Source organism: Pseudomonas sp. HMSC066A08, from assembly GCF_001813025.1.
GTDB lineage: Bacteria > Pseudomonadota > Gammaproteobacteria > Pseudomonadales > Pseudomonadaceae > Pseudomonas > Pseudomonas aeruginosa.
The window spans coordinates 73,640-88,789 of sequence record NZ_KV811378.1 but is presented as its reverse complement, the minus strand read 5'-3'; the positions used below and the strand labels follow the sequence as shown (position 1 = coordinate 88,789).

General features: G+C 66.9%; 9 protein-coding genes and 1 pseudogene. 7 read left to right on the top strand and 3 right to left on the bottom strand.

What is annotated here, in order from left to right; genetic code table 11:
• Together cioB and HMPREF2886_RS31830 are read left to right on the top strand one after the other, a co-directional pair.
• Positions 1-346 (top strand): annotated as a pseudogene (cioB, locus tag HMPREF2886_RS31835) (cyanide-insensitive cytochrome bd quinol oxidase subunit II); the annotation flags it as partial.
• Between the two features lie 13 nt (positions 347-359).
• On the top strand, positions 360-530 hold the full coding sequence (locus tag HMPREF2886_RS31830; protein WP_003093052.1) for a DUF2474 domain-containing protein: 171 nt from the start codon (positions 360-362) through the stop codon (positions 528-530).
• Between the two features lie 287 nt (positions 531-817).
• Here the strand turns inward: HMPREF2886_RS31830 and HMPREF2886_RS31825 are convergent, their stop codons facing one another.
• Positions 818-1,606 (bottom strand): AraC family transcriptional regulator, encoded by a 789-nt coding sequence (locus HMPREF2886_RS31825; protein ID WP_039027002.1) that lies wholly within the window; start codon positions 1,604-1,606, stop codon positions 818-820.
• A gap of 101 nt (positions 1,607-1,707) precedes the next feature.
• Here HMPREF2886_RS31825 and HMPREF2886_RS31820 point away from each other — a divergent pair, with 101 nt between their 5' ends.
• On the top strand, positions 1,708-2,889 hold the full coding sequence (locus HMPREF2886_RS31820; RefSeq protein WP_057389153.1) for an MFS transporter: 1,182 nt from the start codon (positions 1,708-1,710) through the stop codon (positions 2,887-2,889).
• Positions 2,890-2,945: 56 nt separating this feature from the next.
• Here the strand turns inward: HMPREF2886_RS31820 and HMPREF2886_RS31815 are convergent, their stop codons facing one another.
• Positions 2,946-4,121 (bottom strand): acetyl-CoA C-acyltransferase, encoded by a 1,176-nt coding sequence (locus HMPREF2886_RS31815; RefSeq protein WP_042170101.1) that lies wholly within the window; start codon positions 4,119-4,121, stop codon positions 2,946-2,948.
• A 181-nt stretch (positions 4,122-4,302) separates the two neighbouring features.
• Between HMPREF2886_RS31815 and HMPREF2886_RS31810 the strand changes: the two genes are divergently transcribed.
• The 4 genes from HMPREF2886_RS31810 (at position 4,303) to HMPREF2886_RS31795 (ending at position 12,603) form a co-directional block, all read left to right on the top strand.
• On the top strand, positions 4,303-5,985 hold the full coding sequence (locus tag HMPREF2886_RS31810) for a fatty acid--CoA ligase (protein ID WP_003103012.1): 1,683 nt from the start codon (positions 4,303-4,305) through the stop codon (positions 5,983-5,985).
• Between the two features lie 211 nt (positions 5,986-6,196).
• Positions 6,197-8,122 carry a DUF1302 domain-containing protein gene (locus HMPREF2886_RS31805; RefSeq protein WP_070749119.1) on the top strand — a complete coding sequence of 642 codons (1,926 nt, stop codon included), beginning with the start codon at positions 6,197-6,199 and terminating at the stop codon, positions 8,120-8,122.
• Between the two features lie 60 nt (positions 8,123-8,182).
• Positions 8,183-9,550: a DUF1329 domain-containing protein gene (locus tag HMPREF2886_RS31800; protein ID WP_003103009.1), complete on the top strand. Its 1,368-nt coding sequence runs from the start codon at positions 8,183-8,185 to the stop codon at positions 9,548-9,550.
• Between the two features lie 332 nt (positions 9,551-9,882).
• Positions 9,883-12,603 carry a winged helix-turn-helix domain-containing protein gene (locus HMPREF2886_RS31795; RefSeq protein ID WP_003103006.1) on the top strand — a complete coding sequence of 907 codons (2,721 nt, stop codon included), beginning with the start codon at positions 9,883-9,885 and terminating at the stop codon, positions 12,601-12,603.
• 31 nt (positions 12,604-12,634) lie between these two features.
• Here HMPREF2886_RS31795 and copA1 read toward each other — a convergent pair whose 3' ends face one another.
• On the bottom strand, positions 12,635-15,013 hold the full coding sequence (gene copA1, locus HMPREF2886_RS31790; protein WP_070749117.1) for a copper-translocating P-type ATPase CopA1: 2,379 nt from the start codon (positions 15,011-15,013) through the stop codon (positions 12,635-12,637).
• Positions 15,014-15,150: the final 137 nt, after the last annotated feature.

Genomic DNA, 15,150 nt, shown 5'->3' with positions numbered 1-15,150 from the left:
CGCACGCTGGTTCAGCCTGCCGAACCTGTTCTGGTTCCTGCCGGTGCCGATCCTGGTCCTGGTGACCTTCTATGCGCTGCTGCGCTCGGTGGCCAACAATGACCACGTGAAGCCGTTCGTGCTCACCCTGGTGTTGATCTTCCTCGGCTACAGCGGCCTGGGGATCAGCCTGTGGCCGAACATCATCCCGCCGGCGGTGAGCATCTGGGAGGCCTCGGCGCCGCCGCAGAGCCAGGGCTTCATGCTGGTCGGCGCGCTGTTCATCATCCCCTTCATCCTCGGCTACACCGCCTGGAGCTACTACGTGTTCCGCGGCAAGGTGAAGCACGGCGATGGCTATCACTGAGGAGGCGCCGCATATGGTCCGTACGCCGAGTCATCCCGAACGAGATAGCGCAGCCAAGCCACCGCTCTGGCGACGCCTGGCCTGGCTGGCGGGCATCTGGACCGCCAGCGTGCTGGCCCTGGGCGTCGCCGCCTGGTTGATGCGCCTGTTCATGAGCGCGGCGGGGCTGGGCGTTCCGCACTGATCGACGATCCCATCCGGGGCGCTCCGGCGCCCTTTTCCGAGAGCCCTCCGCTGGAGGGCTTCTTTTTGTCCGCCGATCCGCCAGTGCTCGGTGTTGCGCCGTAGGGCGTCAATCCTCGCGTTCCCGCCTTGCACCATCCAGGCCGGTTCGGCGGATAACCGCGCTGCGGTTATCCGCCCTACGGGAACCTTGGCGGCGGATGCGCCCTAGCGGCGCCTTGGTAGGGCGAATAACGCCGCAGGCGTTATCCGCCGATTCGCGGTTGCTTGGCGTTGCGCCGTGGGGCATCAGTCCTCCCGTCCCCTGACCCGTGCCAGTTGCTCCAGTCGCCCCAGGTAGTCGCGCGGGGTTTCGCCGAGCAGGCGGCGGAACATGCTGCTGAAGGCCCGCGTACTGCCGTAGCCGAGGTCGCGGGCGACCACCTGCACGCTGTCGCCGGCCAGCAGGCGCGGCAGGGCTTCGGTCAGGCGCAGTTGCTGGCGCCACTCATGGAAGCTCATCTGCAATTCCTGGGCGAACAGCCGCGCCAGGGTGCGCGAGCTGGCGCCGACCCGCAGGCCCCAGTCATCGAGGGTCAGCCCCAGTTCCGGCTGTTTCAGCAATGCCTGGCAGATCGCCTGCAAGCGGCGGTCGCGGGGCATCGGCAGGTACAGCGGCATCCGTTCGAGGTTGGCGATCTCGCTGAGGATCAGCCCTTGCAGGCGCTGGCGGAAGTCGTCCAGGCGCGGCTGGCTCTCGAGGTGGATGGCGCGCAGGATCATTTCCCGCAGCAGCGGCGTCACCGCCAGTACGCAACAGTCGCTTAGCGGTGTCGGCGTTTCGGGTTGCCCGATGAACAGGGTGCGCATGTGTACCTCGCCGGACATGAATATCTCGTGCTCCACCCGGGGCGGAATCCATACCGCGCGGGTCGGCGGGATCACCCAGGCGCCGTGGTGGGTGGCCAGGCGCATCAGGCCGCGAGCGGCGTAGAGGAACTGCGCCTGCGGGTGGAAATGCCGCCCCAGGTGATGGCCGTCGGGGAAGTCGAGGGAGATGGCGGCCAGCAGGCCGTCCGGGCGGTGCTCGATCAGCATGTCCGTTTCGATGACCTCGCTGTCCTGTCTGCGCTTTTCGGTCAACCTATCATGCCCGGGTCATGACGCCCATTCCTCACCGACCATTCAGGCCGCACGCCATGAACCGACCTCGAACCGTTATCCGCTTCATCAACGCCGCGCATGTCATCGACCACATGTTCATGCTGATCTTCCCCGCCGCCGTACTCGGCATGGCCGGCAGCTTCGACCTCGACTACGCCGGTCTGATCGGCCTGTCGCTGGGTGGTTTCATCGCCTTCGGCGCCTGTTCGCTGCCGGCCGGCTGGCTGGGCGATACCTGGAGCCGGCGGCGGATGATGCTGCTGTTCTTCTTCGGTATCGGCGCCGCCGCACTGCTCACCGGGCTGGCCGGCAGCGTACCGATGCTGGTGACCGGGCTGACCTTGATCGGGGTGTTCGCCGCGATCTACCACCCGGTCGGCACCGCGATGCTGGTGGCACACGCGGAGAACCGCGGCCGCGAGATCGGCATCAACGGCATGTGGGGTAACCTCGGGGTCGCTTTCGCCGCGCTGCTTACCGGCTTTCTCACCGCGCACTTCGGCTGGCGCGCGGCGTTCATCCTGCCCGGCGGGGTGGCCATCCTGCTCGGCATCGGGTTTTTCTTCTGCGTGCGCGAGGAGCCATCGCCGCACCTGTCGGCCAAGGCCGCAACGCGTGGCGAGGACAGCGAGGGTCTGTCGATGCGCCGGGTGTTCGGCGTGCTGGCGCTGGTCACCGCCACCGGCGGGGTGGTGTTCAACGCCAGCACCGTGACCTACCCGAAGCTGTTCCAGGAGCGCCTGAGCGACTTGCTGGCGTCGCCGCAGACCCTCGGCGTGGTGGTCAGCCTGGCCTATGCCTTCGGCGCGGTGGCGCAACTGATCATGGGCCGCCTGATCGATCGCCTGAACCTGAAATTGCCGTTCGTCTTCCTCACCTTCTGCCAGGTGCCGCTGCTGCTGGCCCTGGCCTACGGCCACGGCAGCGCGGTGGTGCTGTTCGGCGCGCTGTTCATGTTCGCGGTGTTCGGCCAGGTGACGGTAAACGACGCGATGGTCGCCCACTTCGTCGCGCCGCAGTGGCAGGCGCGGGTCTTCGCCCTGCGCTATTGCCTGTCGTTCGGCGCCAGCGCGGCGGCGATTCCGATGATCGCCTACCTGGAGCCACGGCAGGGGCTGCTGGGGTTGTACCTGGTACTGGCGGGCTTCGCCGCGCTGACCTTCGCCGCGGCGCTGGTGTTTCCGCGTCCGGTGCGCAACGCCGCGGTGGGCGCCTGAGGAAGAGGGCGCCCGGACAGCACGAGCCGGCCGGGCGCCGATGGCTCAACGCCGTATCAGAGCAGTTCTACCGCCACGGCGGTGGCTTCGCCGCCGCCGATGCACAGCGAGGCGACGCCGCGCTTGCCGCCTTTCTGGCGCAGGGCGTTGATCAGGGTGAGGATGATCCGCGAGCCGGTGGAGCCGACCGGATGGCCCTGGGCACAGGCGCCGCCATAGACATTGACCTTGGCATGATCGAGGCCGTGTTCGCGCATGGCGAGCATGGTGACCATGGCGAAGGCTTCGTTGATCTCGAACAGGTCGACGTCGTCCTTGCTCCAGCCGGTCCTGGCGAACAGGTTGGTCATCGCGCCGATCGGCGCCAGGGTGAACTCGCTCGGGTCCTGGCTCTGGGTGGCATGGCCGACGATTCGCGCCAGCGGCTTCAGGCCACGGCGCTGGGCTTCCTCGGCGGTCATCAGGACCAGCGCGGAGGCGCCGTCGGAGATCGAGCTGGCATTGGCGGCAGTGATGGTGCCGTCCTTGCGGAACGCCGGCTTGAGGCTCGGGATCTTCTCCAGGTTGGCGGTCAGCGGTTGCTCGTCGTCCTTCACCACGGTCTCGCCCTTGCGGCTGGTGACGGTGACCGGGACGATTTCCGCCGCCAGCAAGCCATCGGCGATGGCGGCCTGGGCGCGCTTGAGCGATTCGATGGCATAGGCGTCCATCTCCTCGCGGGTCACGCCGTACTTGTCGGCGGTCTCCTGGGCGAACGAACCCATCAAACGGCCGGTACGGGCGTCCTCGAGGCCGTCGAGGAACATGTGGTCCTTGATCTCGCCGTGACCCATGCGCAGGCCGCTGCGGGCTTTCTCCAGGACATAGGGCGCGTTGGACATGCTTTCCATGCCACCGGCGACCATCACCTGGTTGGTGCCAGCCTTGAGCAGGTCGTGGGCCAGCATCACCGCCTTCATCCCCGAGCCGCACAGCTTGTTGATGGTGGTGCAGCCGCTGGCGGCGGGCAGGCCGGCCGCCAGCGCGGCCTGGCGGGCCGGGCCCTGCTTCAGGCCGGCGGGCAGGACGCAACCCATGATCACTTCCTGTACGTCCTCGGCGGCGATGCCGGCGCGCTGCACCGCTTCGCGGATCGCGACGGCACCCAGGTCGACCGCGGAAACGCCGGCCAGGCTGCCCTGGAAGCCGCCCATGGGAGTACGGGCGCCGGCGACGATGACGATATCGGACATGGAACGTTACCTCTTGTTCTGGATAGGGTCTGAACGATTCAGTGGGCGGATTCTATCTTGTGACCGGGAGGCTCCGAAAGGTCACGGGGCAAATCACTCTTTTGACTGATGAACAAAGCCCGCCGACGGCTCTAGAGTCGGCCTCATCCTGACAACGAACCCGCTCCCAGGTGTACGCCCCATGCTGAAGACCCGTCTCATCCCGGCCGCCGCCGGCGCTTATCAGTATCCGTTGCTGATCAAGAGCCTGATGCTTTCCGGCCGTCGTTACGAAAAGAGTCATGAAATCGTCTACCGCGACCAGGTGCGCTACAGCTACGCCACCTTCAACGAGCGCGTCGCGCGCCTGGCCAACGTACTCAGCGAGGCCGGGGTGAAGGCCGGCGACACGGTGGCGGTGATGGACTGGGACAGCCATCGCTACCTGGAATGCATGTTCGCCATCCCGATGATCGGGGCGGTGCTGCATACCATCAATATCCGCCTTTCCCCGGAGCAGATCCTCTACACCATGAACCACGCCGAGGATCGCTTCGTGCTGGTGAACAGCGAGTTCGTCCCGCTCTACCAGGCGGTGGCGGGGCAGTTGGCCACGGTGGAGCGGACCATCCTGCTCACCGACGGCGCGGAGAAGAGCGCGGAACTGCCCGGCCTGGTCGGCGAATACGAGTCGCTGCTGGCCGCGGCCAGCCCGCGCTACGACTTCCCCGATTTCGACGAGAACTCCATCGCCACCACCTTCTACACCACCGGCACCACCGGCAATCCGAAAGGCGTTTATTTCAGCCACCGGCAACTGGTCCTGCACACCCTGGCGATGGCTTCGACCATCGGCAGCCTGGACAGCATCCGCCTGCTCGGTACCAGCGACGTGTACATGCCGATCACCCCGATGTTCCATGTCCACGCCTGGGGTACTCCGTACGTGGCGACCATGCTCGGGGTCAAGCAGGTCTATCCCGGGCGTTACGATCCGGAACTGCTGGTCGAACTGTGGAAGCGCGAGAAGGTCACCTTCTCCCACTGCGTGCCGACCATCCTGCAGATGGTGATGAACGCCAGGGCCGCCCAGGGCGTGGACTTCAAGGGCTGGAAGGTGATCATCGGCGGGAGCGCGCTGAACCGCTCGCTCTACGAGGCGGCCAAGGCGCGCGGGATCCAGCTGACCGCCGCCTACGGCATGTCGGAGACCTGTCCGCTGATTTCCTGCGCCTACCTCAACGACGAACTGCTGGCCGGAAGCGAGGACGAGCGCACCACCTACCGGATCAAGGCCGGTGTGCCGGTGCCGCTGGTGGATGCGGCGATCATGGACGAACAGGGCCGCTTCCTCCCGGCCGACGGCGAGTCCCAGGGCGAGCTGGTGTTGCGCTCGCCATGGCTGACCCAGGGGTATTTCCGCGAACCCGAGCGCGGCGAGGAGTTGTGGCGCGGCGGCTGGATGCACACCGGCGACGTGGCGACCCTGGACGGCATGGGCTTCATCGAGATCCGCGACCGCATCAAGGACGTGATCAAGACCGGCGGCGAGTGGCTGTCCTCCCTGGAGCTGGAAGACCTGATCAGCCGCCATCCGGCGGTACGCGAAGTGGCGGTGGTCGGGGTGCCCGATCCGCAATGGGGCGAGCGCCCGTTCGCCCTGCTGGTAGTGCGCGAGGGCCAGCAACTGGACGCACGTGGCCTGAAGGAGCACCTCAAGCCTTTCGTCGAGCAGGGCAACATCAACAAGTGGGCGATCCCGTCGCAGATCGCGGTTGTTACCGATATTCCCAAGACCAGCGTCGGCAAGCTGGACAAGAAGCGTATCCGTATCGAGATCGCCCAGTGGCAGGAAGCCGGCAGCGCCTTCCTGTCGACCGTCTGACAGGGCTTTCCTATACCGCCGAAACGCCCGGAGGCCAAGCAAACGCTTGGTCTCCGCGTTTTCGCGACCGCTCGGTCACTCTTCGTCCGCCGCAAAGGCGCGAGCCAGAGTGGTTGCGCCGCGCAAATCACACTTTCGAGGGATCAAGCGGCAGGCACCGCTAGCTATAGTCCACGCACTCATAACAAAAAACACACATGGAGTAGCGTCGATGACAACCCGTAATCCGTTCTCGCGTCGGGCCCGGTTGCCGTTGGCCGTCAGCCTGGCTTCCTCGCTGGCGGCTCCGGCCTTTGGGGTGACCTTCAATATCGGGGAAATCGAAGGTTCCTTCGATTCGGCGTTGTCGGTCGGGGCCAGCTGGTCGACCGCCAAGCCGAACAAGAACCTGATCGGTGTGAACAACGGCGGCAAGGGACTTTCCCAGACCTCCGACGACAGCCACTTGAACTTCAAGCGTGGGGAAACGTTCTCGAAGGTCTTCAAGGGCATCCATGACCTCGAACTGAAGTACGGCGATACCGGTGTGTTCCTGCGCGGCAAGTACTGGTACGACTTCGAGCTGAAGGACGAGCACCGCGAGTTCAAGGACATCGACGACAGCGGCCGCAAGACCCTGGCCAAGTCCTCCGGCGCCGAACTGCTCGACGCCTTCATCTACCACAACTATGCCATCGGCGACCTGCCGGGCAGCGTGCGCCTGGGCAAGCAGGTGGTGAACTGGGGCGAGAGCACCTTCATCCAGAACGGCATCAGCGCCATCAACCCGATCGACGTCACCGCCTTCCGCCGGCCCGGCTCGGAGATCAAGGAAGGCCTGATCCCGGTGAACATGTTCTACCTGTCGCAGAACCTCACCGACAACCTGTCCGCCGAAGGCTTCTACCAGATCGAGTGGGACCAGACGGTGGTCGACAACTGCGGCACCTTCTTCTCCCAGCCGGACGTGGTGGCCGACGGCTGCGACCAGAACCTGGCGGTGCTGACCAACAACAAGGCGTCCATCAACCTGCTCAACAGCCTGTTGTCCGGAGCGGGGCTGGGAATCACTCCGTCTCCCTGGAACGAAGGGATCGTGGTGCAGCGTGGACCGGATCGTGACGCTCGTGACAGTGGCCAGTACGGCTTCGCCCTGCGCTACTTCGCCGACGAACTGAACACCGAGTTCGGCGCCTACTACATGAATTACCACAGCCGTCTGCCGATCTTTAGTGGTCAGGGACCGTCCGCCGAGAAGATGGCGGCCATCAATAACTTTGCGACCAATATCGCTGCTATCAGTCCCAGCCTGGCTGCTCAGGCAGCGGCGGCAGCCACTGCGGGCAACTCCAATTACTTCATTGAGTATCCAGAAGACATCCGCATGTTCGGCCTGAGTTTCTCAACCACGCTGCCCAATGGGACCGCCTGGAGCGGTGAGGTCAGCTATCGGCCGAATGCTCCCGTACAACTGAACACCACCGATATTCTCTACTCCGCTCTGGACCCAGTGAATATCGGTGGTAGCCGGCCTTATGAAAACGCATCGTTGCTGAACGGTCGGCCGGGTGAGGACATGCATGGCTATCGGCGCAAGGAAATCACCCAACTGCAGACTACCCTGACGCACTTCTTTGACCAGGTCATGGGCGCCGAGCGCTTGACAGTGGTAGGTGAGATCGGCTGGACCCATGTCGGTGGGCTGGAAAGTAGTTCCACCGTGCGTTACGGGCGTGATCCGTCATTTGGCTCGGGCCCGATGGAGGGAACGCTCAATGGCCTGAGCACTTGTTCGGGCTTAGCGGCAAGTGTGACGGGAAATCCGAACGCCAATAACGTCACTCGCTATTGTGAAAAAGACGGCTACACCACGACCGATGCCTGGGGCTACCGCGCCCGTGCGATCTGGGACTACAACGACGTGTTCATGGGCGTGAACCTCAAGCCCAGCGTGGCCTGGTCGCACGACGTCGATGGCTATTCGCCCGGCCCCGGCGCCAACTTCGAGGAAGGCCGCAAGGCGGTCAGCCTGGGGGTGGACGCGGAGTACCAGAACCCCTACACCGCGAGCCTCTCCTACACCAACTTCTTTGACGGCAAGTACACCACCGTGGACGATCGCGACTTCGTCGCGCTCAGCTTCGGCATGAACTTCTGATGTACGCCGGCCCGGTGCGAACCGGGCCGGCGAGCAGGACTTAACGAGGACGACGAGCGAATGAAAACAACGAAGATTCTTCTGCATACCGGTGTACTGGCCCTGAGCCTGCTGGCTACCCAGGTGATGGCGGCGGTATCCGCCGACGAGGCGGCCAAGCTCGGCACCAGCCTGACTCCGTTGGGGGCGGAGAAGGCCGGCAACGCCGACGGCAGCATCCCCGCCTGGGACGGCGGCCTGGCGACCAACGCCGGCAGCGTCGACAGCCGTGGCTTCCTCGCCAACCCCTATGCCAGCGAGCAACCGCTGTTCACCATCACCGCGCAGAACGTCGACCAGTACAAGGACAAGCTGACTCCCGGCCAACTGGCCATGTTCAAGCGCTACCCGGATACCTACAAGATCCCGGTATACAAGACCCACCGCAGCGCCACCGTCCCGGCGGCGGTGCAGGAGGCGGCCAAGCGCAACGCCACCACCACCAAGCTGGTGGAAGGCGGCAACGGCCTGGAGAACTTCGATACCGCCAACCCGTTCCCGATCCCGCAGAACGGCCTGGAGGTGATCTGGAACCACATCACCCGCTATCGCGGCGGCAGCGTCCGGCGCCTGGTGACCCAGGCCACTCCGCAGGTCAACGGCTCCTACCAGCTGGTCTACTTCCAGGATGCCTTCACCTTCCGTACCAACCTGAAGGACTACAACCCGAACAAGCCGAGCAACGTGCTGTTCTACTTCAAGCAGCGGGTCACCGCGCCCTCGCGCCTGGCCGGCAACGTGCTGCTGGTCCACGAGACCCTCAACCAGGTCAAGGAGCCGCGCCTGGCGTGGCTCTACAACGCCGGCCAGCGCCGTGTGCGGCGGGCTCCGCAGGTGTCCTACGACGGTCCCGGCACCGCCGCCGACGGCCTGCGCACCTCGGACAACTTCGACATGTACAACGGTGCGCCGGACCGCTACGACTGGAAGCTGGAAGGCAAGAAGGAAATCTACATTCCCTACAACAGCTACAAGCTCGACGATCCGAAGATCAAGTACAGCGAAATCGTCAAGGCCGGTCACATCAACCAGGACCTGACCCGCTACGAGCTGCACCGCGTCTGGCATGTGGTCGCGACCCTGAAGCCGGGCGAGCGGCACATCTACGCCAAGCGTGACTTCTACATCGACGAGGACACCTGGCAGGCCGCCGAGATCGACCATTACGACGGTCGCGGCACCCTGTGGCGCGTGGCCGAGGCGCATGCCGAGCAGTACTACGACAAGCAGGTGCCCTGGTACGCGGTGGAAACCCTCTACGACCTGCTCTCCGGCCGCTACCTGGCGCTGGGCATGAAGAACGAGGAGAAACAGGCCTACGACTTCAACTACAGCGCTTCGGAAAGCGACTACACCCCGGCGGCGCTGCGCCAGGAAGGGGTGCGCTGAGAAACGGTTTCCTGTCCACGAAGAAACCGGCCTTGTGCCGGTTTCTTCGTTTTCGCGGGTGGCGTTGCCGGTCCGGGCGCCAATTCATTACAAAGTGTTTTCCCTCCTCGCCCGCGGATTTCGCCGCCGTGGTCCTCCCGGCGGGCACCTGTGCGGCCGGGAAACGTTTGCCGCGCCTGGACCGCGCCGGGAAACCGGTCTTTCCTTGGTTGTCGAGCTGAAGCGCCGGGGCGCTATTTCGTCCGAGCCGATGGATAGTGCTTCAAATAGCCATCACTTGTGGTTAGTCTCCGGAGCGTTCACGCCCCATACATAAACCAAGAAACCGGGTGATGACTGACTTCTCGCGCACCTTCTCGGGCACTCCATCCGCCGTCCTGCCGACGGCCAACCGCTTTTTCCGCCCCCCGCTGCCGTCGGCCCATGTGGCGCGCCCGCGTCTTTGCCGTCGACTGCGCGACGGACTGGATGGTCGCCTGCTGCTGATCGCCGCGCCCGCCGGATTCGGCAAGAGTTCCCTGGCCATCGAGTTCTGCGAAAGCCTCGACCCGCGCTGGCAGAGCCTCTGGCTGGGACTGAGCAGCCGCGAGAGCGATCCCGGACGTTTCCTCGAACGCCTGCTCGATGGCTTGCGACAGTACCACCCGACCCTGGGCGAAGAGGCCCTCGGCCTGCTGAAGATGCGCCAGCGCCACCAGCCGTTCGCCTTCGAGACCTGGCTCGACGACCTGCTCGACGAACTCGCCCCCTGCCTGGACCCGCAGCGCCCCCTGCTGCTGGTGCTGGACGATTACCACCTGGCCCAGGGCGCGGTGCTCGACCGTTGCCTGCAGTTCCTCCTCAACCACCTGCCCGAGGGCCTGGTGCTGCTGGTCACCAGCCGGCAGCGGCCGGACTGGCACCTGGCGCGCCTGCGCCTGTCGCGGCAATTGCTCGAACTCAGCGAACAGGACCTGCGCCTGACCGCCGAGGAGAGCGGGGCGCTGATGGCCGCCAGCGGCCTCGAACTGGACGAGGACGCGCTGGACGCGCTGCTCGAGCGCAGCGAAGGCTGGGTCGCCGGGCTACGCCTGTGGCTGCTGGCGCGCGGCGATCCAGAGGAACAGGTCAGTCCCGGGGTACACGGCGCCGACGAGCTGATCCGCGACTACCTGCTGGAGGAGGTGATCGAGCGGCAGCCCCCCGAGGTGCAGGCGTTCCTCGCCCAGACCGCGCGCTTCGAGCGCTTCTGCGCCGAACTCTGCGATACCGTGCGCGAGGCCGGCGACAGCGCGGCGATCCTCGACCACTTGCAGCAGCACCAGGTCTTCCTCGTGCCGCTGGACGAAAACGGCCAGTGGTTCCGCTACCACCACCTGTTCTCCGACCTGCTGCTGGCGCGTCCCTTGCCCGACTTCGGTCCGTCCGCCGGCTCCCTGCACCTGCGCGCCTGCGGCTGGTTCAGCCGCCATGGCCTGCTCGACCAGGCGGTGGAGCAGGCGCTGCGCGCAGGCCAGCCGGACGTGGCGGCGAGCCTGGTGCAGAACCTGTCGGAAGAGCAACTGCTGGCGGAGCAGAACATCGCCACCCTGCTGCGCTGGAAGATGGACCTGCCGGACAGCCTCCTGGCGAGCACGCCGCGCCTGATCCTGCTGTACGGCTGGGCATTGGCACTGGCCTGCCAACTGGATGCCGCGGAAGAGCTGGCCGGCCAACTGGCGCGTTTCCTGCCGGCGCCGGACGAGTCCGCGCAGCGCGACCTGCTGGCCCAGTGGCAGGCCCTGAGCGGGGTGATCGCGCGCGGCCGCGGCGATATCGACAAGGCCGAGGCGCACTGCCGCGAGGCCTTGCAGGACCTCGCCGGGGAGCGCTACGGCACCCGCCTGCAATGCCTGTCGACGCTGAGCAACCTGGCGGTGACCCGTGGCGACTTCTGGCAGGCGCGCAACTACAACCGCGACGCCCTGGAGTTCGCCCAGCGCTACGGCAACCCGCTGTTCGAGGCACTGGTCCATTACGACCGCGCCCGCGTCCTCCAGGCGCGCGGCGAGGTGGCGCGCGCGGAGGAGGAGGTGCGCCAGGGCCTGGAGCGCCTCCAGCACCTGCCGGCGCAACGCCGCTACGCGGTGCGCGGACGGCTCCTGCTGTACCGCGGCTACCTGCGCAGCCTGGCGCTGCAGCCGGACGAAGCGCGCAAGTGGATCAAGCAGGGGATCGAGGAAACCCGCAGCTGCCGGGATGTCAGCCTGGTGATCGGCTATTGCGTCCTGGCCAGCCTGGAAGGGCGCCTGGGCAACTACGCGGCGGCGTTCGCCCGGCTTGGCGACGTCGAGCGACTGATGCATGCCTGGGATATCCCGCCGATCTACTACCTGGCGGCGATCACCCTGATCAAGTGCGAACTCTGGCTGGCCCAGGGCCAGACCGAACTGGCCGGCGTCTGGCTACAGCGCCTGGGCGGCACCTACGGCGGGCAGGCGGCCACGCCGCCGGAATGCAGCCCGCTGCTGCCGCTGCATGTGGAGTTGCTCCAGGCCGGCCTGGAGCGCCGCGAAGGACGTCCGGAGGAAGCCGCCCGGCGCCTGGACCGGCTGGCCCGCTCGACGCGGGAGAACGGTGCGTTGCTGCCGGCTCGCCTGGCCCTCGGCCAATTGGCCGCGCTGCACCTGGAGCAGGGCCGCGAGCGCGAGGCGCTGGCGACCCTGCAACAGGCCATGGAGGGTGCAGTCGGCGGAGCCTTGCTGCCGCTCCACGAATTGCTCGTGCAGCAGCCGGAATGGTTGCGCGAACAGTTGCAGCGCTTCCCTGCCTGTCCCGGCGCCCAGCGCATGCGCGCGCTGTTGCCGGAGCCGCCCGCCGAACCCGCGGGCAGTGCGGGCGAGGTGCTCAGCGGGCGCGAACTGGCGGTGCTGGAGCTGATCGCCCAGGGGTTGTCCAACCAGGAGATCAGCGAGCGGCTGTTCATCTCGCTGCATACGGTGAAGAGCCACGCCCGCCATATCAACGACAAGCTCGGCGTCGAGCGCCGCACCCAGGCGGTGGCGCGGGCCAAGCACATGGGGTTGTTGCGCTAGGCTCGCCACCCCATGTGCCTGGCGTGCTGGCTCAGGGCTTCCAGCGTCGCAGGAGCAGGGCGTTGCCGACCACGCTGACGCTGGAGAAGGCCATCGCCGCGCCCGCCACCATCGGGTTGAGCAGGCCGAAGGCCGCCAGCGGGATGCCGATCACGTTGTAGATGAAGGCCCAGAACAGGTTCTGGCGGATCTTCGCGTAGGTCCGCCGCGAGATATCCAGCGCCGCCGGCACCAGGCGCGGGTCGCCGCGCATCAGGGTGATGCCGGCGGCGTGCATGGCCACGTCGGTGCCGCCACCCATGGCGATGCCGACGTCGGCGGCGGCCAGTGCGGGGGCGTCGTTGATGCCGTCGCCGACCATCGCCACCACCCGGCCCCGACCTTTCAGCTCGGCGACCGTGGCGGCCTTGTCCGCCGGCAGCACTTCCGCGTGCACGTCGTCGATGCCCAGGGCCTTGGCCACCACCGCCGCGCTGCCGCGGTTGTCGCCGGTGATCAGGTGGCTGTGGATATCCCGTTCGCGCAGGGCCTCCACCGCTTCGGCGGCGCCGTCCTTGAGGCTGTCGCCGAAGGCGAACAGGCCGAGCACGCGTTTCTCCGGAGCCAGTTCCAGCAGCCAGGACAGGGTGCGGCCCTCGGCCTCCCAGTCCGCGGCGGCACTCGCCAGCGCGCCGGGCTTGAGTTCCTGCTCGTCGAGCAGGCGGCGGTTGCCCAGGGCCAGCCGGCGACCCTCGACCTCGCCCTGGATGCCGCGACCGCTAAGGGCCTGGCTGGCGTTCACCGACGGAACCTCCAGGTCGCGCTCGGCGCAGCGCTCGAGCACGGCCTTGGCCAGCGGGTGCTCGCTGCCGCGTTGCAGGGCGCCGGCGAGCCTGAGCAGTTGCTCCTGGTCGTCGCCGCCGAGGTGGATGATCTGCGGTCGCCCGGAGGTCAGGGTGCCGGTCTTGTCGAAGGCCACGCTGGTGACCGCATGGGCGACTTCCAGGGACTCGGCGTCCTTGATCAGGATGCCGTGGCGCGCGGCCACGCCGGTGCCGGCCATGATCGCGGTGGGGGTGGCCAGGCCGAGGGCGCAGGGGCAGGCGATCACCAGCACCGCCACGGCGTTCACCAGGGCCTGCTCCAGGCCGACCCCGGCGACCAGCCAGGCGCCGAGGGTGACCAGCGCGATGAGGATCACCACCGGGACGAAGACCTGGCTGACCTTGTCCACCAGCTTCTGGATCGGCGCCTTGGCGGCCTGGGCGTCTTCCACCAGGCGGATGATCTTCGCCAGCACCGTTTCCCCGCCGAGCGCGGTGGTGCGCAGGAGCAGGCGGCCTTCACCGTTGATCGCGCCGCCGGTGACCTTGTCGCCGGGAGCCTTGGGCACCGGCAGGCTCTCGCCGGTGATCAGCGCCTCGTCGGCGTGGCTGCTGCCGTCGAGTACCTCGCCGTCCACCGGGAAGCGTTCGCCGGGACGCACTACCACCTCGTCGCCGAGGCGCAACTCGGCGATCGCCACCTCTTCCTCGCGACCGTCGCGCAGGCGCACCGCGCGCTCCGGGCGCAGCGCCTCGAGGGCGCGGATGGCGCTGGCGGTCTGGCGCTTGGCGCGGCTTTCCAGGTACTTGCCGAGGAGGATCAGGGCGATCACCACGGTCGAGGCTTCGAAGTAGAGGTGCGGCATGTGGCCGGGCGGGGCGGTCAGCCAGAGGTAGACGCTGAGCCCGTAGCCGGCGCTGGTGCCGAGGGCGACCAGCAGGTCCATGTTGCCGGCGCCGACCTTCACCGCGCGCCAGGCGGAGACATAGAAGCGCGCGCCGATGACGAACTGCACCGGAGTCGCCAGGAGGAACTGCGCCCACGGCGGCAGCATCCAGTGCAGGCCGGCCCATTCCACCAGCATCGGCAGCACCAGCGGCAACGCCAGCAACAGTGCGGCGATCACCCACCAGCGTTCGCGGCGCAGGCGGCGCTCGGCATCGTCCTGGCGGGGCTGCCCCGCGTCGAGCAGGCGGGCCTTGTAGCCGGCCTGCTCCACCGCCTGCAGCAAGGCCTGGCTGTCCACGGCGCCGAGCAGCTCGAGGTGGGCGCGCTCGCTGGCCAGGTTGACGCTGACTTCGCGTACGCCGGGCACCTTCTTCAGCGCCCGCTCGACCCGGCCGACGCAACTGGCGCAGGTCATGCCCTCGATGGACAGTTCCAGGCTGCGCGCCGGAACCTGGTAGCCGGCCTGCTCGACCGCCGCCACCAGGGCCAGCAGGCTGTCCGCCGGGGCCTGTACGCGGGCCTGCTCGCTGGCCAGGTTGACCGAGGCGGCCGCGACCCCGGGCACTTTCTTCAGGGCTCGTTCGACACGGCCGGCGCAGGACGCGCAAGTCATGCCGCTGACCGGCAGATCGAGCTCGGTTAGCGTGGCGCTGTTCATGAGTCCTCCTTGGAATGGACAGAAGTGGCACCGCAGACGCCCTGGGGCGCGCCGGTGAGATCTGTCGCCAGGTTCAGCCTTGACATCGTGTCAAGGTCAAGCCCCGGATTCATACAGGAAGGCGGCGCAGGGCGCAG

Excerpts from the sequence above, each read along its gene's own strand:
- HMPREF2886_RS31830 (WP_003093052.1), top strand. The coding sequence starts at position 360 with ATGGTCCGTACGCCGAGTCATCCCGAACGAGATAGCGCAGCCAAGCCA.
- HMPREF2886_RS31825 (WP_039027002.1), bottom strand. The coding sequence starts at position 1,606 with ATGCTGATCGAGCACCGCCCGGACGGCCTGCTGGCCGCCATCTCCCTC.
- HMPREF2886_RS31820 (WP_057389153.1), top strand. The coding sequence starts at position 1,708 with ATGAACCGACCTCGAACCGTTATCCGCTTCATCAACGCCGCGCATGTC.
- HMPREF2886_RS31815 (WP_042170101.1), bottom strand. The coding sequence starts at position 4,121 with ATGTCCGATATCGTCATCGTCGCCGGCGCCCGTACTCCCATGGGCGGC.
- HMPREF2886_RS31810 (WP_003103012.1), top strand. The coding sequence starts at position 4,303 with ATGCTGAAGACCCGTCTCATCCCGGCCGCCGCCGGCGCTTATCAGTAT.
- HMPREF2886_RS31805 (WP_070749119.1), top strand. The coding sequence starts at position 6,197 with ATGACAACCCGTAATCCGTTCTCGCGTCGGGCCCGGTTGCCGTTGGCC.
- HMPREF2886_RS31800 (WP_003103009.1), top strand. The coding sequence starts at position 8,183 with ATGAAAACAACGAAGATTCTTCTGCATACCGGTGTACTGGCCCTGAGC.
- HMPREF2886_RS31795 (WP_003103006.1), top strand. The coding sequence starts at position 9,883 with ATGACTGACTTCTCGCGCACCTTCTCGGGCACTCCATCCGCCGTCCTG.
- copA1 (WP_070749117.1), bottom strand. The coding sequence starts at position 15,013 with ATGAACAGCGCCACGCTAACCGAGCTCGATCTGCCGGTCAGCGGCATG.